Raw genomic sequence first — 26,414 nt, forward strand, 5'->3', positions numbered from 1 at the left:
CGCGGCCCAACGGCAGCGGAAGCGCTTCGTTCCCAAAGGAGCCGGAGGGAACCCTTGGATTCTACGGCGCGAGATACCGCAGCAGTTCCGGATCGCTGCGCACATCGCTGGCGCCGCCCTGCAGCGCGACGCGGCCGCGGTCCAGCACATAGGCGTAGTCGGCGACGCGCAGCGCGAGGTCGAGATGCTGCTCGACGATCACGACCGCGATGCTCTTGGCGAGCTCGATCAGCCGCTCGGTGATCTCCTCGATCACGCCGATCCAGACGCCCTCGGTCGGCTCGTCCAAGAGCAGCAGCTTCGGATTGCCGAGCATGGCGCGGCCGATCGCCAACATCTTGCGCTCGCCGCCGGACAGCGTGCCGGCCGGCTGGTCGAGGCGTTGGCCGAGCTTCGGGAAGATCTCGAGCACGCGATCGACCGCGCTCGCATCGGAATTGGTCAGCGAGCCGACCGCGAGGTTGTCGCGCACTGACAGGCGGGCGAATACCGAATGCTCCTGCGGCACATAGCCGATGCCGGAGCGCACGCGCTCCTCGGTGCGGCGCCGCGTGATGTCGCGGCCATCGAAGAAAAGTTCGCCCTGCGAGCTCGTGAGCTCGCCGACGATGGTCTTCATCAGCGTGGTCTTGCCGGCGCCGTTACGGCCGAGCACGGCGACGCCGCCGCGCCAGGGAATGCCGATGTTGACATCGAACAGGACCTGGCTGCGGCCATAACCGGCATCGAGATGCCTGATATCGAGGAAGGTTTGCTCAGGCACGGCGAAGATAAATCTCCTGGACGTTCTTGTTGGCCTGGATTTCCGCGACCGTCCCCGACGCCAGCACCTTGCCCTGGTCGAGCACGGTGAGGCGGTCGCAGATGTCGCGGATGAAATCGAGATCGTGCTCGACGATGACGAGCGAGCAATGCTGCTTGATCGGCTGCAATAATTCGCCGGTGACGCGGCGCTCCTCGAGGCTCATGCCGCCGGTCGGCTCGTCCAGCAGCAGAAGCCGCGGTCGGCCTGCGAGCGCCATCGCGATCTCGAGCCATTGCTGCTGGCCGTGCGACAAGGCCGCTGCGGCATCATGCGCCCGATCGGCAAGCCGGAACTGGGTCAACATCGTCATCACCTGATCGTGCAGTTTCCTGCGGGTGCGCGAGAGCACCAGATCGAACAGCGAGCAATGCGCCTGCAGCGCCAGCAGGATGTTGTCGTACAACGTCAGCGTCGGCAGCACCGAGGTGATCTGGAATTTCAGGCTCATGCCGGCGCGGGCACGCTCGGTCGGCGTGAACGCCGTGATGTCGGTGTTGATAAAGCTGACCTTGCCCGTGGTCGGCACCTCGGCGCCGGCGACGCATTTCATCAGCGTGCTCTTGCCCGAGCCGTTCGGGCCGATCAGGCCGTGAAACTCGTTCTCGCCGACAGTTAGCGCCGCACCGTCGAGCGCGGTGAGCTTGCCGAACACCTTGCTGATCCCTGACGCCTCAAGGAGCGGCATTACCGGGCTCCTTGCTGGGCGCTTTGCCGAAACTACCGACCCGCTCGCGCTCGCCGAGCACGAAGGAGATCAGCCCGAGCGGGCGGAACATGATGACGAGCAGCAGCAGCACGCCGAGGATGATCGGCCAGATGTCGCGATAATTGTCCGACAGCCAGAACGAGACGCCCTCGATGATCACGGTGCCGATCACGGCGCCGATCAAGGTGCCGGAGCCGCCGAACAACACGTAGAGCACGACCTGGGTCGAGAACACGACGCCCAGCATGTTGGGCCAGACGAATCCCTCGTGGAAGGCATAGAGGCTGCCGGCGAGCCCGGCGATGGTGCCGCCGACCGCGAAGATGATCGCCTTGAGATGCTGCGCCTTGTAGCCGAAGAAGGCGATGCGCTGCTCGTTCTCGCGCAGGCCGGCGAGCGCGAGGCCGAATTGCGAACGGACCAGGAAGCGGCAGAGCAGATAGACCACGACCAGGATGCCGAGCACCATGTAGTAGTAGACCGGCCCCTCCTCGAACTCGTAGCTGCCGAGGGTGAGCGGCGGGATCGACGGGATGCCGTTCTGGCCGCCGAGATAGTACCAGCCGCGCGCCAGCCGGTCCGCGGCATAGGAACCGGTCAACGTGCCGAGCGAGACGAAGATCACGCTCGAGGGATAACGCCCGAGCAGCAGGAAACCGCCGAGCAGCAGCGCCGCGGTGAGGCCGATCAAGGTGCCGGCGGGCAGGATCAGCAGGATCGAGGTGACATTGAGGTCGCGCGCCATCAGCGCTACGCCGTAGCCGGCGGCGCCGAAGAACAGCGCCTGGCCGAAGCTCATGATGCCGGCATAGCCCCACACCAGGTCGAACGACAGCGCGAACAGCGCGAGGATCACCACGCGGGTGGCGAACACCGTGAGGTAATCCTGAAGCACCCATGGCAGGACCAGTGCGATCAGCAGCACCAGCCCTTCCACGATCGGCAGGACCTTCCATCCTGCCGATGCCTTTCCCGCCGGCGCGCGTGCGGCCGGTGCACTTTCACCCGTCACGACATCTGGTTCCTCACCGACGCGTGCGACGGCCTCGCTTGCTCCACCCATGGATCGCTCAGCACTCCTTGGGATCAACGAGACCGTCGCTGCGCGCCACGATCTCATAGTTGCCGCCTTTGGCAACAGCGGTGTACATCTTCATCTTGCAGTGACGCTTGCCGGGCACCATCTCGGCCGGTCCGCCCGGACCTTCGGCGATCTTGGCGTGGTCGAGCGCGGCGGCAACCGACTCACGGTCGACCTTGCCGGCTTCCTTGACCGCGGCTTCCCACAGCTTGAGGCCGCGATAGGTTCCGGTGGCGGCGCTGCCGGCTGCGAACAGGAAGTTGCCAGGGAAATCCTTCTCGTAGGCTGCCTGGAGCTTGGCGTCGAAAGGATCTTCCTTGGTCAGCACCTTGAAATAGTCGAGACAGCTCGCCAGCCCCTCGATCTCGTTGGCCTGATTGATGTTGAGGGTGTTCTCGTCATAGTAGACGCAGGCGAGCCGGCCGCCGTTCTTGAGGAAGCCTGCTTCATAGAGCTGCTTGAAGAACGGACCGACGCCCGGCGGGATCACGGTGTTGAAGACGACGTCGACCTTGTTGGAGATGACGCGGTTCACCGTGGCCGAGAAGTCGACCTGGTCGAGCGGGTAATACTCCTCGAACACGACCTCGCCACCATTGTCCTCGATCACCTTGCGGGCGTAGACGTTGAGCGTGTGCGGCCAGACATAGTTGGCGCTCGGCAGCGCGAACTTCTTGCCGCCGTTCTTGATCAACCAGGGAATGAAGGTGTCGCATTGCTGCGCCGGTGTCGGCCCGGTGCAGAACAGATAGGGCGTGCACTCCTTGCCCTCGTAGAGCTGCGGATAGATGTAGAGCGTCTTGCCGCGCGCCACGATCGGGTCCTTGATGGCGTTGCGCATCGACGAGGTGATGCCGCCCAGCACCATGTCGACCTTGTCGCGCTGGATCAGCTTGCGGACATTGCCGACCGCGACCGATTCGTTCGAGGCGGTGTCCTCGATGTAGAGCTCGAGCGGCCGGCCGAGCAGGCCGCCGCCGGCATTGATCTCCTTGATCACCATCTTGGCGACGTTGGCGTCGGCATTGCCGGCATAGGCGATCGGGCCGGTCAGGTCGGTCGCGATGCCGACCTTGATCGGGCCCTCGGCGGCGTTGGCCCAATCCGGCCTCACGACCCAGCTGCCGACCCCCGTCGCGAGTGCGCCGGTCGCGAAGGCAAAATTGCTCATGAAGCGGCGGCGCGTCAGATTCATGCGTTCAATCGACATGGTGATTAGACCCCTTTCCCGGCAATGAGCCTTGCGGCCGGAATTTGATGAAGGCGATGGCGAGCACGAAGACGAGCACGTCGGCGACGACGGGCGACATCACCCATGGCAGCGCGGCGCTGAGCGTGCCGATCAGGCCGGCGCCGGCGACCGGACCGATGAAGGAGCCGACCCCGCCGACCATCACGGCAACGAAGCCCTGGATCAGGAAGCGGATGCCGAGATCGGCGAACAGGCTGAACACCGGCACGATCAGCGCGCCGGCAAGTCCGGCGAGCGCCGCACCGAACGCAAAGGTCGCGCCGTAGATCAGGGGCGTCGAGATGCCCGACGCGCGCGCCAGCGCTGGGTTCTCCAGCGTGGCGCGGACCCGCAGCCCGAACGAGGTGCGCGCCAGCAGGAGATAGCAGGCGCCCATCACCAGCAGCGTGATCACGATGATGGTGAAGCGCCAGGCCGAGATGTGGACCGAGCCGAGATCGATCGAACCGCCGATCGGCTCCGGCACCGTGAGATAGAAGCCGCCGATCAGCCCGCGGACGCTTTCGCGGATGATGAGCCCGAGCGCATAGGTGCCGAGCATCGCCACGATCGGCGCGGCGTAGAAGCGCCGGATGATCAGCGCCTCCAGCACGAAGCCGAGCGCGCCGACCACGAAGGGCGCCGCGATCATGCCGACCCAGACCGGCGCGCCATGGGCGTAGGCCAGATAGGTCACATAGGCCCCGAGCAGGACGAACTCGCCCTGCGCGAAGTTGAAGATGCCCATCATGCTGGCGATGATGCCGAGCCCGAGCACGACCAGCACGATGATCGCGCCGAAGCTCACGATCTCGAACACCGCGGCGAAGGTGCTAGCCATGGTGTTCGATCCCTCCGGTCTGCGACAAGCGGCGCCTCACATCTTCTTCCAGTCGCCGGCCTGCTCGAAGGCGTGCGCGGCGCGGTAGATGGTGGATTCCTCGAACATCCGGCCGACCAGCATCAGGCCTACCGGCAGGCGTCGACCATGCCGCAGGGCAGCGACATCGCCGGGTGATGGGTGATGTCGAACGGCGCGGTGTTGGAGATCATCTCGAGCGCGCGGGCGACATATTCCTCGCGGCTGGCATTGGCCTCGGGCAGCTTCGTCGCCTTCATCGGCGTGGTCGGCATCAGCAAGAGATCGTAGTCCTTGAAGGCCTTGTCGTAGGCAGCAGTGAGCCTTCGCGAAATGTTGAGCGCCTTGCCGTAGAAGCGCGGACCGAAATTGTTGTTGATGTAGGTGCCGAGCATCATGAACAGCTTGGTGGTCTCGGACAGCGAATCCGCCTGACGGCGCCAGCCGCGGTGGAAATCCATCAGCGAGGTCGAATAGAGGTCGCCGCGGCTGAGGCCGTAGCCGTCGCCGAACATCATGGTCTGGGTCAGGCCCTCGGTGCCGATCGGCGTCCAGATCGCGCCGCCCGCCATGTGCATCGGGATCGAGACATTCTCGACCGACGCACCGAGGTCCTTGAGGCGCTTGGCCGCCTCGCGCACGCTCTCGTTCACCGCGGCTTCCGCGGTCGGCTGCTCAAAACCTTCCTTGAGGATGCCGATCTTCATGCCCTTGACGCCTTTGCCCAGCGCCTTGGTGTAGTCCTCGACCTTCGGCGCCTTGATGCGCGGATCGTAGCCGTCGTCGCCGGCCAGCACTTCGAGCAGCAGCGCGTTGTCTTCCACGGTCGCGGTCATCGGGCCGGTGTGGTCGACATAGATCTCGATCGGCATGATGCCGGTGTAGGGCACGAGACCCCAGGTCGGCTTCATGCCGTAGGTGCCGCAGAACGAGGACGGCATGCGGATCGAGCCGCCCTGATCGCCGCCGATCGCCATGTCGACCTCGCCGAGCGCGACCACGACGCCGGAGCCCGACGACGAACCGCCGGCCGAGTAGCCCATCTTGTGCGGATTGTGCACCGGACCGTAGGAGCCGGTGTGGCTGCCGCCGGACAGGCAGAAATGTTCGCAGTGGGTCTTGCCGGCGATCTCCGCGCCGGCGTCCAGCATGCGCGTGACGATGGTGGCATCGAAGTCGGGGATGTAGCCTTCCAGCGTCGACGAGCCGTTGGTCATCGGCACGCCGGCCAGCATGATGTTGTCCTTCAGCGCCACCGTCTTGCCCTTGAGCTTGCCGGAGGCCGCGCCCTTCACCGTCGACTTGCGATACCAGGCGTTGTGCTTGTTCTCTTCCGGCGCCGGGCGGTAGCCGGGCGTGCGCGGATACTTCACCTCGGGCAGCTCGTCCGGCATCTGGGCGACGAGATTGTAGGCCTCGATCGAGCCCTGCATCAGGCCGCGGAACGAGGCCACGTCCTCATCGGTGAGTGAAAGGCCGCACTGCTCGGCGACGGCGCGAAGTTGTGTTGGCGTGGGAAGGACGACGGTCACGGCGCTCTCCTGAAGTTTTTGATCTTGGATCTGATCCCTCGGCGCAGGGCAGCGTGCTGCGCGTTGACGCCGCGCGAACCGCTCACCCCGTTGCTGTATTGAAAACGGAAATATTTTCCTTTTCAAGTATTATTTCGCAGATCGGTCACCGAAGCTGTCGCCCCGTGGGTCGAGGAGTCGCAGACGTCCGCCCTCGTCATTGCGAGCCACCCGGTCGGCGCGAAACGCCGCCGGATGACAGGCTCCGCGAAGCAATCCATGGCTCGGCAGAACGGGACGATGGATTGCTTCGTCGCTTTCGCTCCTCGCAATGACGGCCAAGGCCACAGCCTCTCAGATCGGCTTGATCACCCTGAAGTCGAGGCCGTCGGCTTCGGCAAGATACATCGGCATCCTGGCGTGGCCGCTGCGCACCGTGACCGGACCGCGCGGGCCGCGATAGACGAGGTTGTCGGCTGCCGCGAGCAGCGGCCGTGTGTCCAGTGTGCCGGCGCGCCTGGCGGCAGCTCGAGCAGGCAGAAGCTTCATAGGCGGATTCGCCGCACGACCCTACCGGCGGCGCGAACGCCCCGAACATCGCGCGATAGCGGTCCCTGAAATCGTCGCCGGCCCGCGAGCCGACCGAGGGGAAATAGCCGGAGGCGCAGAACAGGTTCTCGGTCTTGTCGGCGCCGATGCCGAGCAGTGCGGTTTCGTCGAAACAGCCGGCAAAGCGCAGCGTGGTGGCGGCGAGCCCGGCATCGGCGAAGGCGCGGTTGAAGGTCACGCTGTCGGTGCCGATCAACGAGATCAGCACGACATCGGGCTTTGCGGTGCGGATCCGCTCCAGCTGTGCCTCGTGATCGTCCTCGCCGACCGGCACGAACTCCTCGCCGACCACGAGGCCCCCGGTCTCCTTGATGTAGCGCTTCACCGCGCGGTGCGACTGCCACGGCCAGACATAATCGCTGCCGATCAGGTACCAGCGCGAGGCGCGCTTGGCCTCGGCCAGCCAGTGAATCGAGGGCCGGTTCTGCCAGCGCGGCGTCTCGCCGATCGCAATCACGCCCGGCGTCCGCTCGCCGCCCTCGTAGACCGGCGTGTAGATGTAGGGGATCCTGCTGCGGGTGATGAGGCCGCGCAGCGCGACACGCACCCTGCTGGTGTGCATTCCCATAATGAGATCGACCTCGTCGGACGCGATCGCCTGCTCGGCGCGGTCGATCACCTCATCGATCGGTCCGCCGGCGTCGTAGACTTGGAACTCGATCTCGCGGCCGAGGATGCCGCCGCGCCGGTTGATGTCGCTAACCGCGAGCTGCGCGGTCGAAGTCGCGGCGGGCCCCCACATCCCGGGCGAACCGGAGCAACAGACGAAGCCGGCGATCCGCAGCCGGTTGCGCGCGCCGCGCGGACCGAATCCACCACGATCCATCGGCGCAAGCACGCGATCCGACGCCGCCGACGCCAGGTTCCTGAACAGCAGGGATGGCGGGAACGGGAGGTCTCTTGCCGTGACGTTGAGCGTCGAATGCACACCTGCTCCTGTCTGGCACCGGCACGCCGCCCCACGGCATCGCCCTCGCGGACGACGGTGCCAAGCTAGATCGTCTTGATCACATTGAAGTCGAGACCGTCGGCTTCGGCAAGATAGATCGGCATTTCGGCGCGGCCGTCACGAATGGTGACCGTGCCGCGCGCACCGCTGTAGACGAGGTTGCGCGCCGCTGACGACAGCGGCCCCGTCGACAGCGAGCGAGCCCGGTTGGCCGCGGCTTCGAGGAAGCGCATCCCTTCATAGTTCGACTGCCCTACCGAGCCGATCGGCGGCGCGTGCGCCCCGAACATCGCGCGGTAGCTGGTCTGGAACTCGTCATTGGCGCGCGAGCCGACGCACCCGAAATAGCCGGAGGCGCAGAACAGGTTTTCGGTCGCGTCCGGCCCAATGCCGAGCAGCACGGTCTCGTCCATCGCGCCCGCGTAGCGCAGCGTGGTGGCGGCGAGCCCCGCCTCGGCGAAGGCGCGGTTGAAGGTGATGCTGTCGGTTCCGATCAGGGTGACCAGCACGACATCGGGCCTGGCGGCGCGGATCCGTGCCAGATGCGGCTCGTGATCGTCCTCGCCGAGCGGCACGAACTCCTCGCCGACCACCTGGCCGCCGGCCTCCTTGATGTAGCGCTTCACCGCGCGATGCGATTGCCAGGGCCAGACATAGTCGCTGCCGATCAGATACCAGCGCTGCGCCTTCTTGACCTCGGTGAGCCAATGGATCGCCGGGCGGCTCTCGGCCCGCGGCGTCTCGCCGATCGCCATCACGCCGGGCGTCCGCTCGCCGCCCTCATAGACCGGCGTGTAGACATAGGGAATGCGGCCGCTCGTGACCTTGCGCAGCGCGAGGCGGACCGCCGAAATATGCGAGCCCATGATCACGTCGATCTCGTCGTAGGCGATCGCCCGCTCGGCGCGGCGCACCACCTCATCGATCGGCCCGCCGGCGTCGTACATCGACAATTCGACCTCGCGGCCGCGGATGCCGCCGCGCCGGTTGATCTCGGCGACCGCCAGCATGACGCTGTTGGCGGAGATCGGCCCCCAGATGCCGGGCGCGCCGGAGAAGGTGATGAAATTGCCGATCCGAAGCTTGCTGTCGGTGCCGCCGCGGCGCGAAGAGCCCGGCTTGACGGTCAAAGCGAGATCGGCCGCGCAGGACGACGGACTTCGAAACAGGTGCGGCGGCGCGACGGGCAAGCCGCCATACGCCTGGTAAGAGACCGTCGAGAGCACGCCAACTCCTGTCTGGGAAGCAATACGCAACGCAGCCAGCGGGCGGTCGCGGCATCCGCCCTTTGGTTGGGGGAATATCCTAGGGGAAAATATTGAATATTCAACAATTGAAGTGCATATAGAAATGGCATGCATTGCCGGACATTCATTCACCGGGTCAGGAACCAGGTCTCACGCCGTGGCTAAACCGCCGAAAGAAAACTCCCCGATCACCGAACACCTCACCTACCTGCTCGCGCAAGCCAACCGGGAGATCAACCGGCAGTTGGAGACGCGGCTGGCCAAGGAAGGCGTGCCGGTCGAGCAGTGGCGCATCCTGAAGGTTCTGTCCGACGGCAACGGCCATTCGATGGGCGAGCTCGCCGATGCTGTGCTGCTCAACCATCCGACGCTGACCAAGATGATCGACCGCATGGTGTCGGACGCGCTGGTCTACCGCGTCCAGGACCCCAAGGATCGCCGCAAGGTGCTGATGTTCGTCTCCGACCGCGGCAAGGCGCTGTGCCGCCGGCTCAACTCGCTGGCGGTGAGCCAGGAAGAGCACATCGTCGAGAGCTATGGCGACAAATCGACCACCGAGCTCAAGCGCCTGCTGGAAAGCCTGATCGGCACCGCCAATTGACGCCGCACAGGCCGGGCGCCACCGCGCGCCGGGCCGTCAAAAAAAGACCGGCGGGGAATGTCGGGCCTGGGGCGGTTGGTGCGTCCTGTGGGCGCGCCTGCGGCGCAGCTTCGCGCGCCGTCGCGCGCCGTCGCGCAGGGTTCCCCGATCCACCATCAGCGAGGACATTCCCGCCATGACTTCGATCACGCCGTTCCTCTGGCTCGACAACAACGTCCGCGATGCCGTCGCGTTCTACAAATCCGTGTTTCCGAATGCCGAGATCGAGACCGTCAGCGACTTCATGGCGAGCTTCGAGCTCGAGGGCCAGCGGTTCTACGCGCTCAATGGCGGACCGCAGCACAAGTTCAACGAGGCAGTGTCGTTCTTCCTCAGCGTCGAGACCCAGGAGCAGGTGGACTACTTCTGGGGCAAGCTCACCGACGGCGGCCAGGAATCGCGTTGCGGCTGGCTCAAGGACCGCTTCGGCCTGTCCTGGCAGGTGATCCCGACGGCGCTGAGCCGCTATCTCGGCGATCCCGACCGCAAGGCAGCCGACCGCGTCATGCAGGCGATGCTGAAGATGCAGAAGATCGTGATCGCCGATCTCGACAGGGCGTATGCGGGGTGAGGCTTCAATATCAATTCGAAGGCTAATTCCCAACAGTGCGAGCGTGCTGGCGGGTGCAGGGACAGACCGTAAGCGCAGCGTGCCCACCCTCGAGAGCAACACAAGACGTGGTGGGCACGCTCTCGCTTTGCCCACCCTACAATCGCGACGATTGCCGCGCCTTACGCGTAGCGGCCGTGGCAGTGCTTGTATTTCTTGCCGCTGCCGCAGGGGCAGTCCTCGTTGCGGCCGACCTTGCCCCAGCTTGCCGGGTCGTTCGGATTGCGGTCGGCGGCGGGCATTCCCGGCGCCAGCGAGGCCTGGGCGTAGGTGGCCTCGAGCAGGCTGGCGCGGGCGAACTCGTCCTCGCCGGTGTTGGGATCGAGCTTGTGCGCTTCCATCACCGGCAGCGGCTGCGGCGGCTCGTCCGGCGGCACGATCTCGACCCGCATCAGCTGCGCGGTGACCGCCTCGCGCAGATGCGCGCTCATCTCCTGGAAGAGATTGAAGGCTTCGGTCTTGTACTCCTGCAACGGATCGCGCTGGCCATAGCCGCGCAGGCCGATCACCTGGCGCAGATGGTCGAGCATGATCAGGTGCTCGCGCCAGAGATGGTCGAGCGTCTGCAGCAGGATGGTCTTCTCGACGTAACGCATCACGTCGGGACCCCATTGCGCGACCTTGGCCGCCATGCGCTCGTCGACATGGTTCTCGATGCGGTTGAGCAGCTCCTCGTCGGCGATGCCCTCTTCCTTGGCCCATTCGTCGACCGGCAGGTCGACATCGAGCACCCGCTTCAGCTCTTCCTTGAGGCCGGCGGTGTCCCACTGCTCGGCATAGGCGTGCTCGGGAATGTGCTTTGCGACCACGTCCTCGACGAAGGCATGGCGCATGTCGGTCACGGTCTCGACGACGCTGTCGTCCTTCATCAGGTCGACGCGCTGATCGAAGATCACCTTGCGCTGGTCGTTCTGGACGTTGTCGAACTTCAAGAGGTTCTTGCGGATGTCGAAGTTGCGCGCCTCGACCTTCTGCTGGGCCTTCTCGAGCGCCTTGTTGATCCAGGGATGGATGATGGCCTCGCCTTCCTGCAGGCCGAGCCGCTGCAGCATGCTGTCGAGCCGGTCGGAGCCGAAGATGCGCATCAGATCGTCTTCCAGCGACAGGAAGAATTTCGAGCGGCCGGGATCGCCCTGACGGCCGGAACGGCCGCGCAGCTGGTTGTCGATGCGGCGGGATTCGTGGCGCTCGGAGCCGATGATGTAGAGGCCGCCCGGCTTCTTCACGGTCTTGGCCGGCTTGTTGCCCTTCGCGGGCTCGACCTCGAAATCCTCTTCCGCCTTCAGCACGATCTCGCGGAAGCGCTCGATGTCGGCCTTGATCTGCTCGATCTTCTTGGCCTTCTCGGCCTCGTCGGTGATCCCGGCGGTCTCCTGCTGGATCCGCATCTCGAGCGAGCCACCGAGCTTGATGTCGGTGCCACGGCCGGCCATGTTGGTCGCGATCGTGATCGCACCCGGCACGCCGGCTTCCGCGACGATATAGGCTTCCTGCTCGTGGAAGCGGGCGTTCAGCACCGCGAACAGCTTTGCCGGCTTGCCGGCGCGCGCGGCGGCATAGAGCTTCTCCATGCCGGATTCGGAGGTGAAGTCGATCTGCTTGTAGCCGTGCTTCTTCAGGTAATCGGCCAGCACTTCCGACTTCTCGATCGACGCCGTGCCGACCAGCACCGGCTGCAGCCGCTTGTTGGCGCGCTCGATCTCGGCAAGGATCGCGCCGTACTTTTCGTTCTGGGTGCGGTAGACCTCGTCGTCCTCGTCGAGGCGCGCCACCGGCAGGTTGGTCGGGATCTCGACGACCTCGAGCTTGTAGATGTCGAACAGTTCGTCGGCTTCGGTCAGCGCCGTGCCGGTCATGCCGGACAGCTTCTGATACATCCGGAAATAGTTCTGGAAGGTGATCGAGGCCAGCGTCTGGTTCTCAGGCTGGACCGTGACGTGCTCCTTGGCTTCGAGCGCCTGGTGCAGGCCTTCCGAATAGCGCCGGCCCTGCATCATGCGGCCGGTGAACTCGTCGATGATGACGACCTCGTCGTCGCGGACGATGTAATCCTTGTCGCGGGTGAACAGCGTGTGCGCGCGCAGCGCCTGGTTGACGTGATGCACGACGGAGACGTTCTCGACGTCGTACAGCGAGTCGCCTTTGAGCTGGCCGGCGTCGCGCAGCAGGTTCTCGAGCTTCTCCATGCCGCCTTCGGTCAGCGTCACCGTACGCTGCTTCTCGTCGACTTCGTAGTCGGCGACCTTGGTCAGCTGCGGCATGAAGGTATCGATGGTGTTGTAGAAATCCGAACGGTCGTCGAGCGGGCCGGAGATGATCAGCGGCGTGCGCGCTTCGTCGATCAGGATGGAGTCCACTTCGTCGACGATCGCGTAGAAATGTTCGCGCTGGACCATATCCTCCAGGCGGTACTTCATGTTGTCGCGCAGATAGTCGAAGCCGTATTCGTTGTTGGTGCCGTAGGTGATGTCGCAGGCATAGGCCGCCTTGCGCTCGGCGTCGTCGAGCCCGTGCACGATCACGCCGGTGGTCAGCCCGAGGAAGGCATAGATCTGGCCCATCCAGCCGGAGTCGCGGCGGGCGAGGTAGTCGTTGACGGTGACGACGTGGACGCCCTTGCCGGCGAGCGCGTTGAGGTAGACCGCCAGGGTCGCGACCAGCGTCTTGCCTTCACCGGTCTTCATCTCGGCGATGTCGCCCTCGTGCAGCACCATGCCGCCGATCAGCTGGACGTCGAAATGGCGCTGGCCGAGTGTCCGCTTGGCCGCCTCGCGCACCGTGGCGAAGGCCGGAACCAGGATGTCGTCGAGCGTCTTGCCGCTGGCGAGCTGTTGCTTGAATTCGGCGGTGCGGGCCTTGAGCTCCTCGTCCGTCAGTTTGACGAGCTCGGGCTCCAGGGCGTTGATGGCGCTGACGCGGGACTGATACCCCTTGACCCGACGGTCGTTGGCGGAGCCGAAAAACTTGCGGGCGAGCGCGCCGATCATGCGAAATTCCTGTTCTTCGGTCTCGAGTTCGGTCTTGGTTCAGTCTTGGACGTCTTGCTTGGAAGTCTTGGATTTTTCAGTCTTGGATTTCAGTCTTGGAATACAGCCTGAGATGGTCCACCGGATCGCCTATCAACTCACCGTGACGCGCTACGGTTCGAGCCCCGGCCCGGGGCTCCTCCGCCAATTGAGTGGGAAACGGGCCATCCTGGGTTCAACGCCGAAAAACGCAGCAAAATAAGCGCTCTCGCCGCTGACACGGTCGGCCAGAGATATGGCCCGGTCGGGGGGTTGTCAACGCCGCCAAGATGTCAAGGAATTCATCATTTTGACAAGACTTTCGCGTTGCCAATGTAACACGATTGGGCGAGTGTCCGCCCCGCTCGAGCTTCCCCCCTTTAGACCAAGGATTTTGCATGACCACCTCGCCTCCGGAAACCAAAACCGGCCTGCGCCTCGGCCTCGCTACCCTCGCCGCCACGGGCTGTCTTGTCGCAGTGCTGGCTGCCGGCCTCCCGGTCCGCGCCGCGGAATCCGACCCGGTGCTGGCGAAGGTGAACGGATCCGAGATCCACGCCAGCGACGTGGCGCTCGCCGAGGAGGAACTCGGCCCGAGCCTGCAGCAGATGGACCCCTCGACCCGCAAGGACAACGTGCTGTCCTTCCTGATCGACATGAAGATCGTGTCCAAGGCCGCCGAGGACAAGAAGATCGAGAACAATGACGACTTCAAGAAGCGGCTCGCCTTCACCCGCAACCGCCTGTTGATGGACAGCCTGCTCGCCAGCGAGGGCAAGGCCGCAACCACCGACGACGCCATGAAGAAGGTCTATGAAGAGGCCGCCAAGCAGATCACCGGCGAGCAGGAGGTGCGCGCCCGCCACATCCTGGTCGAGACCGAGGACGAGGCCAAGGCGATCAAGGCCGAGCTCGACAAGGGCGCCGATTTCGCCGAGCTCGCCAAGAAGAAGTCCAAGGACCCCGGCGCCTCCGACGGCGGCGACCTCGGCTTCTTCACCAAGGAGCAGATGGTGCCGGAATTCTCCGCGGTCGCCTTCACGCTCGAGCCGGGCAAGATCTCCGATCCGGTGAAGTCGCAGTTCGGCTGGCACATCATCAAGGTCGAGGAAAAGCGCAACCGCAAGGCGCCCGACTTCGAGCAGGTGAAGGCCCAGATCGAGACCTATGTGACCCGCAAGGCCCAGGCCGACTACGTCGCCAAGCTGCGCGAGGCCGCCAAGGTCGAGCGCATGGACAAACCGGCCGCCGATGCGGCGAAGGACGCGCCGGCCGATACGGCCAAGGACGCGCCGAAGCCCGCCGACAACAAGATGGCGCCGGCGAAGAAGTAAGCTTCGCGACGCTGAACTGATCGAAGTTGCGATGGCCGGGCATGTCCCGGCCATTTGCTTTTTTGGGGACGCTTCGTAGCCCGGATGGAGCGCAGCGTAATCCGGGACAGGATGATCCGCGGGCACCGCGGCCCGGATTTCGCTTCGCTGCATCCGGGCTACGGGTCATCGCTTCTTGAACGATTCATGACAACGGCTGCAGCCCTCTCCCGCTTCAGGCGGCGAGATGTTATGCAGCGCTTCCCTCCCCGTAGCCGGAAGCTTGCCGATGTCCACCGCCGTCTCCCCTCTCGCCCCGCCTGACGTTCCCGAGATGCCCGTGATCGCGGGGGTGCGGCTTGCGACCGCTGCCGCCGGCATCCGCTACAAGGGCCGCACCGACGTGCTGCTCGCGCTGCTGGACAAGGGCACAACGGTGGCCGGCGTCTTCACCAAATCGAAGTGCCCGTCGGCACCGGTCGAATGGTGCCGCGCCAAGCTGAAGGGCGGCGCTGCGCGTGCGCTGGTGGTCAATTCCGGCAACGCCAATGCCTTCACCGGTAAGACCGGCAAGGCCTCCACCGCGCTGACCGCACAGATCGCGGCGAAGGCGGTCGGCTGTTCGACGTCGGACGTGTTCCTGGCCTCCACCGGCGTGATCGGCGAGCCGCTCGACGCCACCAAGTTCGACGGCGTGCTGGCGCAGCTCGCGGAGACCGCGACCCCCGATCTCTGGATGGACGCCGCCAAGGCGATCATGACCACCGACACCTTCCCGAAGGTCGCCACCGCGACCGTCAAGCTCGGCAAGGCCAAGGTGACGATCAACGGCATGGCCAAGGGCGCCGGCATGATCATGCCCGACATGGCGACCATGCTGTCCTTCATCTTCACCGACGCGCCGCTATCGGCCGGCGTGCTGCAATCGCTGCTCAAGGCAGGTGTCGAGGACACCTTCAATGCGCTGACCATCGACGGCGACACCTCGACCTCGGACACGCTGCTCGCCTTTGCGACCGGTGCTGCAGCCGCCAATGGCGCGCCGAAGATCTCGCGCGCCAGCGACCCGCGCCTGAAGGCCTTCACCAAGGCGTTCCAGCAGATCCTCGCTGACCTCTCCGAGCAGGTGGCGCGCGACGGCGAAGGTGCCCGCAAGCTGGTCGAGGTCGTGGTCGAGGGCGCGACCACCAAGCCGTCGGCGCGCAAGATCGCGATGTCGATCGCCAATTCGCCGCTGGTGAAGACCGCGATCGCCGGCGAGGACGCCAATTGGGGCCGCGTGGTGATGGCGGTCGGCAAGGCCGGCGAACCCGCCAACCGCGACAAGCTCTCGATCTCCTTCAACGGCATCCGCGTCGCCAAGAGCGGCGCACGCGATCCGTCCTACAATGAGAAAGAGGTGTCGGAGGCGATGAAGGCGCCGAGGATCCAGATCAAGGTCGCGCTCGGCCTCGGCAAGGCGAAAGACCGCGTGCTGACCTGCGACCTCACCAAGGAATACGTCGCGATCAACGGCGATTACCGGTCGTAGGCAACTTCCCTACCCGTCATCCTGAGGAGCGCGTAGCGCGTCTCGAAGGATGCACGGCCCCGATACCGCCGCGTGGAGAGAGTCGGGCCGTCGACCCTTCGAGACGGCCGCGTTGCGGCCTCCTCAGGGTGACGGGGATAGAGTTGCGAGGCGCCGACCTAGCTGCTTATCCGCGCGTCGGCGACCGCCTTCTTGAACAAAGCATTCATCGCGTCCGCGATGCCCTGCGTCGGGCTGACCTCGAAATAGAAGCCCGGCGACGCGCAGGCCTGCATGTTCTGCGCGATCTGGCTGTTCGGCGACGGACCGAACGGGCCCTGATTGAACGGATCGATCCAGGTCATGTACCAGTTGTTGGTCGGCAGCTGCAGGTAAGTGGTGTAGAGCACCGCGATCTTGATGTTGCGCTTCTTGATCGCATCGCAGAGCGCCGGGTTGATCGGCGACTGGCAGCGATTGCTGCCGGTGATCGGCTTCAGGCAGCTTGAATTGGGTTCATCGGCAACGCCGTCGGACACGAAGAACAGATACTTCATCGGCGCCGACGACGTGCCGGCGCCCGGGTTTGCGATCGCGTTGTTGATCTGCGGAAAAATCACGGTGAACTGGCTGTCCTTGTCCGCGGTATAGGAATCGTTGTTGCCGTAAACGCCCATCAGATCGATGTTGCCCGCCGCCGACTTTGCGCTCGACAGGCTGGACGACAGCGAAAACAGGCTGCGCAGGCCATAGGTCGCCGAGGACGCGCCGAAGTCATAGATCGCCATGCGGAACTGGCTCGAATAGGTCTGGGTCGCCGCCGCGGTATCCATCAATTGCTGGGTCGCACTGCGAAGCACGTCGATCCGCGTCGTCACGCCAAGCGATTTCGCCAGATTGTAGTAGTTGTTGGGGTCGTTGTAGTCGTGGCAGGCGAAGGCGCATTGGTCGTTCGGCTTGAAGCTGTTGCCGGTGGTGGCCTTGACCAGGGCGGCGACGTCCGTCGGCGTGGCCGACCCCCATCGAGGGCGAATTGTCGAGCAGCAGATAGAAATCGATATAGAGCGGCATGTTGGCGGTCGAGGTCGACGTGCCGGACACGCTCACCTTGCTCCGCCCCATCACGCCGAGGAACATGGTCGGGACGTCTGCGGTGAACTGCACCGTCGAGGTGATGGTGCCGCCGCTCTTGGTCATGGTCGGCGTCACGCCGGTCAGCGTGAAGCCGTTCTGGTTGGCGATGTTGCCGTTGAAGATCTTTCGCGCATCGGCTTCGCCCGCCGAAATCTCACCATCCGAGGTCATGGCGCCCGCGGCGATGAAGCCCGGCGAGGCCTTGGAGATCGATCCGACGCTCGCGGCATCGGCGGCGGATATCAGCTTGCTGCGGATCTGGTTGGCGCGGGAATAGTCGACCGCGCATCCGACCGCGATGAGCAGCGGCAGCAGGGCCAGGCCGAAGATCATCGCGATATTGCCGGAGCGATCGCGGCGGAAACGGCTGATGGTCCGGATCAAGGTACTCATGGGTTATGTCGGCAAAGAAAATGATGGGTCGATCAACCCCTTCACCCTGCCGACCGCGAATTAAGGCCGAATTATCGCGCGCGCAGAAAGGACCCGCGAACACAAATCGTTTGGCTGACGACGCGGAGCTGGTTAATGAAAGCTTGCTGACTCATTGTTTGAGCATGATCTTTGCGGAAAACCGCTTCGCACTTTGCGCTAACGCGGCCCTCCGGGTCCGGATCAGGCTTCAGAAGGGACATCCGGGCCGCATGGCTGACATCAAGCTGACCCTCGTCGTCGCCTGCGCGCTGGTCGATGCCGACAAGCGCGTGCTGCTGGCGCAGCGCCCGGAAGGCAAGGCGCTGGCAGGCCTGTGGGAATTCCCCGGCGGCAAGATCGAGCCCGGCGAGCGACCGGAGCAGACCTTGATCCGCGAACTGCACGAGGAGGTCGGCATCACCGTGAGCGAGCCGTGCCTTGCGCCGCTGACCTTTGCCAGCCATGCCTACGAGACCTTCCATCTCTTGATGCCGCTCTACATCTGCCGGCGCTGGGAGGGCATGGCGGTGGCACGCGAGGGCCAGAACCTCGCCTGGGTGCGCGCGGGCAAGCTGCGCGACTACCCGATGCCGCCGGCGGACATCCCGCTGCTGCCGCACCTGATGGATTTGCTGCTGTGACCTTCTCATCCTCCCCTGGAGGGGGAGGATCGATTCGCATGAAGCGAAGCGGAATGCGGATCGAGGTGGGGTGATCTATCCATACGGGCACTGCTCGTGCTGAGAGACCGTCACCCCACCTCGCCGCTCATTTCATTCGCGTCGATTCAAGAGCGAGCTTCACTCGTCTCGCCCCCCTCCAGGGGAGGATGAACCCTTCACCGCCGCCTCCAGGCTCGCCTTCGCCGAACCCGGTTTCAGCGGCTTCGGCTGGCTGTCATGCGGCGCCCAGCCGGAGAGCCAGACGATATCGAAGGTGGCGCGGATGCGGCCGTCGGGATCGGCGAAGCGTTCGCCGTAGATTTGCGCCATGCGCAGCATGGTGGCGCGGCGGGTCGGAGTGTGGCGGCGCTCGCGCAACACATTGGTGGCACCCATGCGCCTGAGATCGGCCATCAGCGCGAACGCGTTTGAATAGCGCACCACGACGCGGTCGACGTCGGTGACCGGCAGCGCGAAGCCAGCCCGCTGCAACAGCGCGCCGATGTCGCGCAGATCGGCGAACGGCGCGACACGCGGCGACAGCCCGCCCTCGCATTCGGCCTCCGCCGCGGCAAAGCTCTGCCGCAACTCGGTCAGCGTGTCGCCGCCGAGCATCGCAGCGAGCAGCAGCCCGTCCGGCTTCAGCGCCCGACGAAGCTGTGCCAGCACGCCAGGCAGATCGTTGACGAACTGGAAGGCGAGCGCGGAGACCACGAGATCGAGCGACTCCGGGGCCAGGCCGAGCGCTTCCGCCTCACTGAAACCGATCGCATCGACCGATCCGGCGCGCCCGCGCAGGGCGTCCGCAAGCCCGTCACCCGGTGTCCAGACGTCGGCCGCCGCCGAAAAGCTGCGCGATACCGCCTGCAAGCGGTCCGCCATGTCTTCGGTGGCACGCTCGAGCAGGAACGTCGCCGCCCCCGCGGCCTGCGCGCGCGCGAGCCGCGCGCCGAGCAAGGCGCGATCGAACAGAATGGGGGCCGTGGCCGGGGTCGTTGCCATCCGCGCTGGTTACGCCGGACCGCCGCCGCAGGCAATGCGCCTTGAGCCCGCGTTGCTCAAACGCTAGCCTCGCCCACCATGGACGCCGAGGCATCACCGACACGCTCCATTACCGGACATGTTCAGCGCGCGCTTGGCGCGGTCGGGGGCGGCTGGCTGCAGACAGCGCGGCTCCTGCTCGACATCGCGCTGCCGACGCTGTGCGTGTCCTGCCGCGAGCCGGTCCATGGCGAGGGCGTCTGCGCGGCCTGCTGGGCGAAATTGTCGTTCATCGCGCCGCCGTTCTGCCCGCGGCTCGGCATTCCCTTTGTCTACGATCCCGGACCCGAATTGCTGTCGATGGAGGCGATCGCCAATCCGCCGGCCTACAGCAGAGCCCGCGCCGCGGTGCGCTATGACGACGTCGCGCGCACGCTGGTGCACGCATTGAAATACCAGGATCGCACCGATCTGGCGCCAACAATGGGCCGCTGGATGGCGCGGGCGGGGAAGGAATTGCTACACGATGCCCACATGCTGGTGCCGGTTCCCCTGCATTGGCGGCGCGGCTGGAGCCGGCGCTACAACCAGTCCGGGGCGCTCGCCAAGGTGATCGCGGGCCAGAGCGGCGTCAAAATGGTGTCCGAGGCGCTGCGGCGCACCCGCGCCACCGAGCAGCAGATCGGGCTGTCGCGCAAGGACCGCGCCAGCAATGTGCAGGGCGCATTCGGGGTCACCGAGGAACGCAAGGCTGACATCCAGGGCCGCCGCGTCGTCCTGGTCGACGACGTCCTGACCTCGGGCGCCACAGTCGATGCCTGCGCGCGGGCGTTGTTGCGCGCCAAAGCCGCGCAGGTCGACGTGCTGGTGTTTGCCCGGGTTGTCGATACCCACCGCGCTCCCATATAATCCGTCATTCAAGTTCAACCGAGCGCACCATGACCGCTGCCATTGAAATCTACACACGCCCGGGCTGCGGTTATTGCACCGCGGCCAAATCGCTTTTGACGCGCAAGAACGCCGCGTTCACCGAATTCAGCGTCGCGAGCAACCCGGCCTATCGCGACGAGATGTACGACCGCGCCGGCGCCGGGACGACCTTCCCGCAGATCTTCATCGGCAAGACCCATGTCGGCGGCTGCGACGAGCTCTACGCGCTCGACCGCGAGGGCAAGCTCGACGGCCTGCTCAGCAATGGAGGCGGCGCCTGATGGGCACGGACAACATTTTCACCGCCGCGATGGTGCAGATGCGCACCGGATTGCTGCCGGAGCCGAGCCTCGAGCAAGGCACCCGGCTGATCCGCGAGGCGGCGGCGCAGGGCGCCAAATATGTGCTGACGCCTGAGGTCAGCAACATGATGCAGCTGAACCGCAAGGCGCTGTTCGAGCACCTGGCGAGCGAAGAGGACGACAAGTCGTTGAAGGCGTATCGCGCGCTCGCCGCCGAGCTGAAGATCCACCTGCATATCGGCTCGCTGGCGCTGCGCTACTCGCCGGAGAAGGCGGTCAACCGCTCGTTCCTGATCGGGCCCGAGGGCAATGTGCTCGCGAGCTACGACAAGATCCATATGTTCGACATCGATCTGCCGGGCGGCGAGAGCTATCGCGAATCGGCCAATTACCAGCCCGGCGAGACCGCCGTGATCTCCGACCTGCCGTGGGGCCGGATCGGCCTCACGATCTGCTACGACGTGCGCTTCCCGGCGCTGTATCGTGCGCTCGCGGAAGCCGGCGCGTCGTTCCTCACCGTGCCGTCGGCCTTCACCCGCAAGACCGGCGAAGCGCATTGGCACACGCTGCTGCGCGCCCGCGCCATCGAGACCGGCTGCTTCGTGTTTGCCGCGGCGCAGGCCGGCCTGCACGAGAACAAGCGCGAGACCTTCGGGCATTCGCTGATCATCGACCCCTGGGGCGAGATCCTTGCCGAGGGCGGCGTCGAGCCCGGCGTGTTCCTCGCCGAGATCGATCCCGCCAAGGTCGAGACCGCGCGCAAGACCATTCCGTCGCTGCAGCATGGCAGGCGTTTCGGCATCGCTGACCCCAAGGCCGGCCCGGAGCATCTGCACCTCGTCCGGGGTTCGGCATGATCCGCTACACGCTGCGCTGCGAGCAAGGTCATCAGTTCGAGAGCTGGTTCCAGAGTTCCTCGGCCTATGAATCGCAGGAGCGGCGTCACCTGATCAATTGCCCGTCCTGCGGCTCTGACAAGGTCGAGCGCGCCATCATGGCGCCGCGGGTTGTCAGCAAGAAGGGCCGCGAACCGGCCCAGCCGGCACCGGCGGCGCCCGTCGAGACGACGCCCAACGAATCGACATCGCTGATGATGGCGCAGGAGCGCGAGCTGCGCAGCAAGCTGAAGGAACTGCGCGACCACATCGTGAAGAACGCCGACAATGTCGGCGACCGCTTCCCCAACGAGGCGCGCAAGATGCATTACGGCGATATCGAGCATCGGCCGATCTATGGCGAGGCCTCGCCCGAGGAAGCACGCGCGCTGATCGACGAGGGCGTCGAGGTCTCGCCGCTGCCGACGCTGCCGGAAGATCGGAACTAGGGCGAACCGCCTCCATCCTCGTCATTGCGAGGAGCGAAGCGACGAAGCAATCCAGCTTCGAACTTGTTGCGCTATGGATTGCTTCGCTTCGCTCGCAATGACGGGTGGGGCCAAACCGGCCGAGCGTCCAAGATGACCCCCGAGACATTTTCCTCCTGGCAGGTCTGGGCGTTTCTGTCCGCCGTCTTCGCTGCCCTGACCGCGATCTTCGCCAAGATCGGCGTCGAGGGCATCAACTCCGATCTCGCCACCCTGATCCGCACGGTGGTCGTGCTGATCACGCTCTCGGCGATCCTGTTTGCAACCGGGCAGTTCACCCAGTCCGGACCGATCTCGGCGAGAAGCTGGCTGTTCCTGCTGCTGTCCGGGCTCGGCACCGGCGCGTCGTGGATCTGCTATTTCCGCGCGCTCAAGCTCGGACCCGCGACGCTGGTCGCGCCGATCGACAAGCTCAGCGTGGTGCTGGTGGCGCTGTTCGGCGCCGTCTTCCTCGGCGAACGCCCCTCGGCCTATGGCTGGATCGGGATCGCGCTGATCTCGGCCGGCGCGGTGCTGATCGCGGTGAAAGGCTAAAGCGTTTTCAAGCGAAGTGGGCACCGGTTCGCGCGAAGAAAACGCGTCGAACAAGAGTCTACGCGGCAATCAGCAGCGCGACGCCGATCACGATCAGCACGATGCCCGTCAGTTCGCGCAGCGAAAATGGCTGCTTGAGCGAGAAATACGCGACGCCCTGCGCGAACAGCACCTCGATCAGCGCCAGCGTGCGCACATTGGCGGCCGCGGTGAGCGCGAACGCCAGGAACCAGAATTGCGACGAGAACGCGCCCATGAAGCCCGCGAATAGCGAGGGCCGCCACAGGCCGAGGATCTTCCGCAGCACGTCGGGCGCGCGCAGCAACAGATAGACCGACAGGATCAGCGTCTGGACGAGGAGGCTCCACATCAGCGTGTAGGAGGCCGCCGTCACGAACGAGACATCGGGCACCGCGATGATGGCGCCGCGAAAGCTCACCGCCGAGATCGCAAACACCGCGGCGGCGCCGAGGCCGAGCACGGTCGGACGCAGATCGGCAAAGCTCTTTTTCCCGCCGGGCCGCAGCGCAGTGATCACGACGCCGACGGTCGCGATCACGATCGCGATGACCTTGGCGGACGTCAGATGATCGCCGAGGAAGATGAAGCCGAAGATCGCGGTCTGGATCGCCTCGGTTTTCATATAGGCCGTGGTCACCACGAAGGATCGGTCGTTCATCGCCAGCAGCATGAAGCCGGTGCCGACGATCTGGCTGAGCGCACCCGACAGCAGCCACGGCCAGAACGACGCCATCGGCCACGGCACAGGGTCGCCGGTCACGATGATCGCGAGCAGGAAGAACACCACCGAGAACGGCAGGCCGAACAGGAAGCGGATATTGGTCGCGCCCCAGGTCCCGAGCGGCCCGGTGAGCTGCCGCTGCATCGCATTGCGCGCCACCTGCCCGAACGCAGCGACGATGGTGAAGGGAATCCAGAGCGAGGCGATTGTGAACATGCGGGACTAAGGAAAGTGTGCCGGGCGGGAGTACGCGTGCAGCGTGCCGATTGCAGCCGACGCGGTCAACCGAGCCGGTGCATGACAGGGCTGCGTGGTCTCCGCAAACCAGCTGTCCGTCGTCCCTCCGTCATTGCGAGCGAAGCGAAGCAATCCATCGTGCCGCAAGCGGAGAAATGGATTGCTTCGTCGCTTCGCTCCTCGCAATGACGCCGTGGAGACACAGGGCTGCCACTAATCGGCGAGCAGCTCACACCTCTTCCGCCACCACCATGTAGTTCACATCCATGTCGGTCGACACAGTCCATTTGTCGGCGAGCGGGTTGTAGACCACGCCGGCCTGTTCGGTGACGGTGAGGTTGACGTCGCCGAGATAGCGTTCGAGCTCGGCGGGGGTGACGAACTTGCTCCAGTCATGGGTGCCGCGCGGCAGCCAGCGCAGCACGTATTCGGCGCCGACGATCGCCAGCGCAAAGCTCTTCCAGTTGCGATTCAGGGTCGAGACCACCATCAGCCCGCCGGGCTTGAGCATCGCGGCGCAGCGCTTGATGAAGGCGCCGACGTCGTTGACGTGCTCGACCACCTCCATCGCCAGCACGATGTCGAAGCGCTCGCGCACGTCCATCTCCTCGACCGTGGTGCAGCGGTAGTCGATCGACAGATGGCCCTTGTCGGCGTGCAGCTTTGCCGCGGCAATATTGGTGGCGGACGGATCGATCCCGATCACCTGGGCGCCGAGCCGCGTGAACGGCTCGCACAACAACCCGGCGCCGCAGCCGATGTCGAGCAGGCGCAGACCGGACAGGCAGCTCAGGCTCTTGGCGTTGCGCTCGAACTTGCGGCAGGCGGCGTCGCGGATATAGGTCAGGCGCAGCGGGTTGATCTTGTGCAGCGGCGCCATCTTGCCGCGCGGATCCCACCATTCATCCGACAGCTTCGAAAACTTCGCGACCTCGGCCGGATCGACCGAGCCCGAAGAGGCATTGGCGGAGGAACCGGCGGAGGAACTGGAAAGAGTCGTTTGCGTGGCCATGATTGCGCGCGCCCCTATCGCGCGGTGATCGAGTTGCGGAACGACAGCGGCGAGGCGATGGTCTTGATGGTTTCGATGCCCTCGCCGACACCGCGGATGGTGACGTCGCCATAATTGAGCAGGCGCCCCATGATGCTCTGGTTGACGTCGACGCTCTCGACCTTGTCGAGGCTCATCTCGAAGGTGCGCCGCTTGATGAAGCCGCTCTTGTGCACCACACGGAAATTGGTGACATCGGTTTCCGTGGTCCAGCGGTGGAACCAGGCCGCCCCGGTCCAGTACAGAGCCGCCACCGCGACCACGGCGGCGGCCGCCAGGCAGGCCAGCACGAGGGCATCGACAGTTAGCATTCGCGACAGGATCAGCAGCACCAGCACCACGATCCAGGCCCCGATCGCCGGCAGATAGAACATCCAGTGCGCATTGGTGGAATACAGCACCTTCTCGCCGGGCTGCAGGATTTCGTCGATATAGCGTCCCATCCAATCCGCCTTCGAGTTACCTGCTAGTCACCCTTGCGCCACAGCCCGGCCGCAACCGCCAGAATCACCCCCGCGGGACCCCAATGGACCCCTACCAACCGGCTTGCCCCCGGGCGCGGCGCTATGTATACGCGCCTTTCGGTCCCCGCGCTTGCGGTTTTCGGCGTGGGTTAACCTACTTATCCTCTTAAAGGAATAGACGCGTCGTCATGGGCCGCCTCGTGATGAAATTCGGCGGTACGTCCGTCGCCAATATCGATCGTATCCGCAACGTCGCGCAGCACGTGAAGCGTGAGGTCGACGCCGGCCACGAGGTCGCCGTCGTGGTCTCCGCGATGTCCGGCAAGACCAACGAGCTGGTGGCCTGGTGCACCGAGGCCTCGCCGATGCACGATGCGCGCGAATATGACGCGGTGGTCGCCTCCGGCGAACAGGTCACCTCGGGCCTGCTTTCGATCGTGCTGCAGGGCATCGGCATCCAAGCGCGCTCCTGGCAGGGCTGGCAGATCCCGATCAAGACTCGGATGCGCATGCCTCGGCGCGCATCCTCGATATCGACGGCGCCGAGATCATCACCCGCTTCAAGGAGCGCAAGGAAGTCGCCGTGATCGCCGGCTTCCAGGGCATCAATCCCGATACCGGCCGCATCACCACGCTCGGCCGCGGCGGCTCGGACACCTCGGCGGTGGCGATCGCAGCCGCGCTGAAAGCCGACCGCTGCGACATCTACACCGATGTCGACGGCGTCTACACCACCGACCCGCGCGTGGTGCCGAAGGCGCGCCGGCTCGACAAGATCGCGTTCGAGGACATGCTGGAGCTGGCCTCGCAAGGCGCCAAGGTGCTGCAGGTTCGCTCGGTGGAACTCGGCATGGTGCATAACATGCCGATCTTCGTGCGCTCCAGCTTCGACAAGCCAGAGGATATCGACCCGCACGCCAACCAGCCGCCGGGCACGCTGATCTGCAGCGAGGAGGAAATCATGGAAATGCACGTCGTCACCGGCATCGCCTTCTCCAAGGACGAAGCCCAGATTTCCGTGCGCCAGATCGAGGACAAGCCGGGCGTCGCCGCGGCGATCTTCGGACCGCTCGCGGACGCCAACATCAATGTCGACATGATCGTGCAGAACGTGTCCGAAGACGGCAAGACCACCGACCTCACCTTCACCGTGCCGGCCGCCGACTACAACCGCGCCAAGGACACCATTACCTCCGCCAAGGCCAAGATCGGCTATGCCAGGCTCGACACCGCGACCGACGTCGCCAAGGTGTCGGTGATCGGCAGCGGCATGCGCAGCCATGCCGGCGTCGCGGCGAAGGCGTTCAAGGCGCTGTCCGAGCGCAACATCAACATCCGCGCCATCACAACCTCCGAGATCAAGTTCTCGGTCTTGATCGACGCTGCCTACACCGAACTCGCGGTGCGCACGCTGCACACGCTGTACGGCCTGGATCAGGCGTAGGGTCCTTGGAACCCTCTCCCCTTGTGGGAGAGGGTCGCTTCGCGCAGCGAAGCGGGGTGAGGGGTCTGCCGTCCGCGGAT

21 protein-coding genes and 4 pseudogenes are annotated in these 26,414 nt (G+C 65.1%); 11 read left to right on the forward strand and 14 right to left on the reverse strand.

Translation table 11 applies throughout. The features are described from left to right. Positions 1–61: 61 nt before the first annotated feature. From AKN84_RS28875 to AKN84_RS28910, 8 genes and pseudogenes are all read right to left on the reverse strand, one after another. A complete protein-coding gene (locus AKN84_RS28875) occupies positions 62–763 on the reverse strand; it encodes a branched-chain amino acid ABC transporter ATP-binding protein (RefSeq protein WP_050423923.1) in 702 nt (233 codons plus the stop codon). After that, positions 756–1,490: an ABC transporter ATP-binding protein gene (locus tag AKN84_RS28880; protein ID WP_050423924.1), complete on the reverse strand. Its 735-nt coding sequence runs from the start codon at positions 1,488–1,490 to the stop codon at positions 756–758. The genes AKN84_RS28875 and AKN84_RS28880 overlap by 8 nt, the downstream gene beginning before the upstream one ends. Then, positions 1,477–2,574, reverse strand: a complete 1,098-nt coding sequence (locus tag AKN84_RS28885) for a branched-chain amino acid ABC transporter permease (RefSeq protein ID WP_244485558.1) — start codon at positions 2,572–2,574, stop codon at positions 1,477–1,479. Before AKN84_RS28885 ends, AKN84_RS28880 begins: the two co-directional genes overlap by 14 nt. Positions 2,575–2,581: 7 nt before the next feature. Further along, the gene (locus AKN84_RS28890) at positions 2,582–3,802 is read right to left on the reverse strand and encodes a substrate-binding protein (RefSeq protein WP_050423926.1); all 1,221 of its coding nucleotides are present in this window, start codon (positions 3,800–3,802) and stop codon (positions 2,582–2,584) included. Continuing rightward, a complete protein-coding gene (locus AKN84_RS28895) occupies positions 3,792–4,664 on the reverse strand; it encodes a branched-chain amino acid ABC transporter permease (RefSeq protein ID WP_050423927.1) in 873 nt (290 codons plus the stop codon). Before AKN84_RS28895 ends, AKN84_RS28890 begins: the two co-directional genes overlap by 11 nt. A gap of 36 nt (positions 4,665–4,700) precedes the next feature. Further along, positions 4,701–6,214: pseudogene (locus AKN84_RS28900) on the reverse strand (amidase). 333 nt (positions 6,215–6,547) lie between these two features. Continuing rightward, positions 6,548–7,730: pseudogene (locus AKN84_RS28905) on the reverse strand (substrate-binding domain-containing protein). Positions 7,731–7,795: 65 nt separating this feature from the next. Next, a complete protein-coding gene (locus AKN84_RS28910; protein ID WP_050423928.1) occupies positions 7,796–8,977 on the reverse strand; it encodes a substrate-binding domain-containing protein in 1,182 nt (393 codons plus the stop codon). 178 nt (positions 8,978–9,155) lie between these two features. Between AKN84_RS28910 and AKN84_RS28915 the strand changes: the two genes are divergently transcribed. Continuing rightward, positions 9,156–9,599: a MarR family winged helix-turn-helix transcriptional regulator gene (locus AKN84_RS28915; protein ID WP_050423929.1), complete on the forward strand. Its 444-nt coding sequence runs from the start codon at positions 9,156–9,158 to the stop codon at positions 9,597–9,599. A 175-nt stretch (positions 9,600–9,774) separates the two neighbouring features. Next, a complete protein-coding gene (locus AKN84_RS28920) occupies positions 9,775–10,209 on the forward strand; it encodes a VOC family protein (RefSeq protein ID WP_050423930.1) in 435 nt (144 codons plus the stop codon). A 161-nt stretch (positions 10,210–10,370) separates the two neighbouring features. Here the strand turns inward: AKN84_RS28920 and secA are convergent, their stop codons facing one another. Next, a complete protein-coding gene (gene secA / locus AKN84_RS28925) occupies positions 10,371–13,235 on the reverse strand; it encodes a preprotein translocase subunit SecA (RefSeq protein WP_050423931.1) in 2,865 nt (954 codons plus the stop codon). Between the two features lie 416 nt (positions 13,236–13,651). On the opposite strand from secA, the gene AKN84_RS28930 reads away from it, so the two are divergent. Continuing rightward, complete coding sequence (locus tag AKN84_RS28930; protein WP_050423932.1) at positions 13,652–14,587, forward strand: peptidylprolyl isomerase; 936 nt, start codon at positions 13,652–13,654, stop codon at positions 14,585–14,587. Between the two features lie 268 nt (positions 14,588–14,855). Beyond that, on the forward strand, positions 14,856–16,097 hold the full coding sequence (argJ, locus tag AKN84_RS28935) for a bifunctional glutamate N-acetyltransferase/amino-acid acetyltransferase ArgJ (RefSeq protein ID WP_050423933.1): 1,242 nt from the start codon (positions 14,856–14,858) through the stop codon (positions 16,095–16,097). A 158-nt stretch (positions 16,098–16,255) separates the two neighbouring features. Here argJ and AKN84_RS28940 read toward each other — a convergent pair. Beyond that, a pseudogene (locus AKN84_RS28940) lies at positions 16,256–17,603 on the reverse strand (TadE/TadG family type IV pilus assembly protein). A gap of 251 nt (positions 17,604–17,854) precedes the next feature. Between AKN84_RS28940 and AKN84_RS28945 the strand changes: the two are divergent. After that, a complete protein-coding gene (locus AKN84_RS28945) occupies positions 17,855–18,265 on the forward strand; it encodes a (deoxy)nucleoside triphosphate pyrophosphohydrolase (protein ID WP_050423934.1) in 411 nt (136 codons plus the stop codon). Between the two features lie 159 nt (positions 18,266–18,424). Here the strand turns inward: AKN84_RS28945 and AKN84_RS28950 are convergent, their stop codons facing one another. After that, positions 18,425–19,288, reverse strand: coding sequence for a methyltransferase domain-containing protein (locus AKN84_RS28950; RefSeq protein WP_050423935.1), 864 nt, complete (start codon positions 19,286–19,288; stop codon positions 18,425–18,427). Between the two features lie 78 nt (positions 19,289–19,366). Between AKN84_RS28950 and AKN84_RS28955 the strand changes: the two genes are divergently transcribed. The 5 genes from AKN84_RS28955 (at position 19,367) to AKN84_RS28975 (ending at position 22,396) form a co-directional block, all read left to right on the forward strand. Then, positions 19,367–20,176 (forward strand): ComF family protein, encoded by an 810-nt coding sequence (locus AKN84_RS28955; RefSeq protein ID WP_050423936.1) that lies wholly within the window; start codon positions 19,367–19,369, stop codon positions 20,174–20,176. Between the two features lie 29 nt (positions 20,177–20,205). Beyond that, positions 20,206–20,478, forward strand: coding sequence for a glutaredoxin 3 (grxC, locus tag AKN84_RS28960; RefSeq protein ID WP_050423937.1), 273 nt, complete (start codon positions 20,206–20,208; stop codon positions 20,476–20,478). Then, on the forward strand, positions 20,478–21,356 hold the full coding sequence (locus tag AKN84_RS28965) for a carbon-nitrogen hydrolase family protein (protein WP_050423938.1): 879 nt from the start codon (positions 20,478–20,480) through the stop codon (positions 21,354–21,356). Before grxC ends, AKN84_RS28965 begins: the two co-directional genes overlap by 1 nt. After that, positions 21,353–21,823, forward strand: a complete 471-nt coding sequence (locus AKN84_RS28970) for a DUF1178 family protein (RefSeq protein ID WP_050423939.1) — start codon at positions 21,353–21,355, stop codon at positions 21,821–21,823. Before AKN84_RS28965 ends, AKN84_RS28970 begins: the two co-directional genes overlap by 4 nt. A gap of 132 nt (positions 21,824–21,955) precedes the next feature. Then, entirely contained in the window at positions 21,956–22,396 is a 441-nt protein-coding gene (locus AKN84_RS28975) for an EamA family transporter (protein ID WP_050423940.1), read from the forward strand. A 58-nt stretch (positions 22,397–22,454) separates the two neighbouring features. On the opposite strand, the gene AKN84_RS28980 is transcribed toward AKN84_RS28975, so the two are convergent. The 3 genes from AKN84_RS28980 to AKN84_RS28990 form a co-directional block, all read right to left on the reverse strand. Further along, the gene (locus AKN84_RS28980; RefSeq protein WP_050423941.1) at positions 22,455–23,354 is read right to left on the reverse strand and encodes a DMT family transporter; all 900 of its coding nucleotides are present in this window, start codon (positions 23,352–23,354) and stop codon (positions 22,455–22,457) included. Between the two features lie 250 nt (positions 23,355–23,604). Next, positions 23,605–24,387, reverse strand: coding sequence for a bifunctional 2-polyprenyl-6-hydroxyphenol methylase/3-demethylubiquinol 3-O-methyltransferase UbiG (ubiG, locus tag AKN84_RS28985; RefSeq protein WP_050423942.1), 783 nt, complete (start codon positions 24,385–24,387; stop codon positions 23,605–23,607). A 14-nt stretch (positions 24,388–24,401) separates the two neighbouring features. Next, positions 24,402–24,869, reverse strand: coding sequence for a PH domain-containing protein (locus tag AKN84_RS28990; protein ID WP_050423943.1), 468 nt, complete (start codon positions 24,867–24,869; stop codon positions 24,402–24,404). A 209-nt stretch (positions 24,870–25,078) separates the two neighbouring features. Here AKN84_RS28990 and AKN84_RS28995 point away from each other — a divergent pair. Then, a pseudogene (locus AKN84_RS28995) lies at positions 25,079–26,334 on the forward strand (aspartate kinase). Positions 26,335–26,414: the final 80 nt, after the last annotated feature.

The sequence above is a fragment of the Bradyrhizobium tropiciagri genome (assembly GCF_001189845.1).
In the GTDB taxonomy this organism is placed as follows: domain Bacteria; phylum Pseudomonadota; class Alphaproteobacteria; order Rhizobiales; family Xanthobacteraceae; genus Bradyrhizobium; species Bradyrhizobium tropiciagri.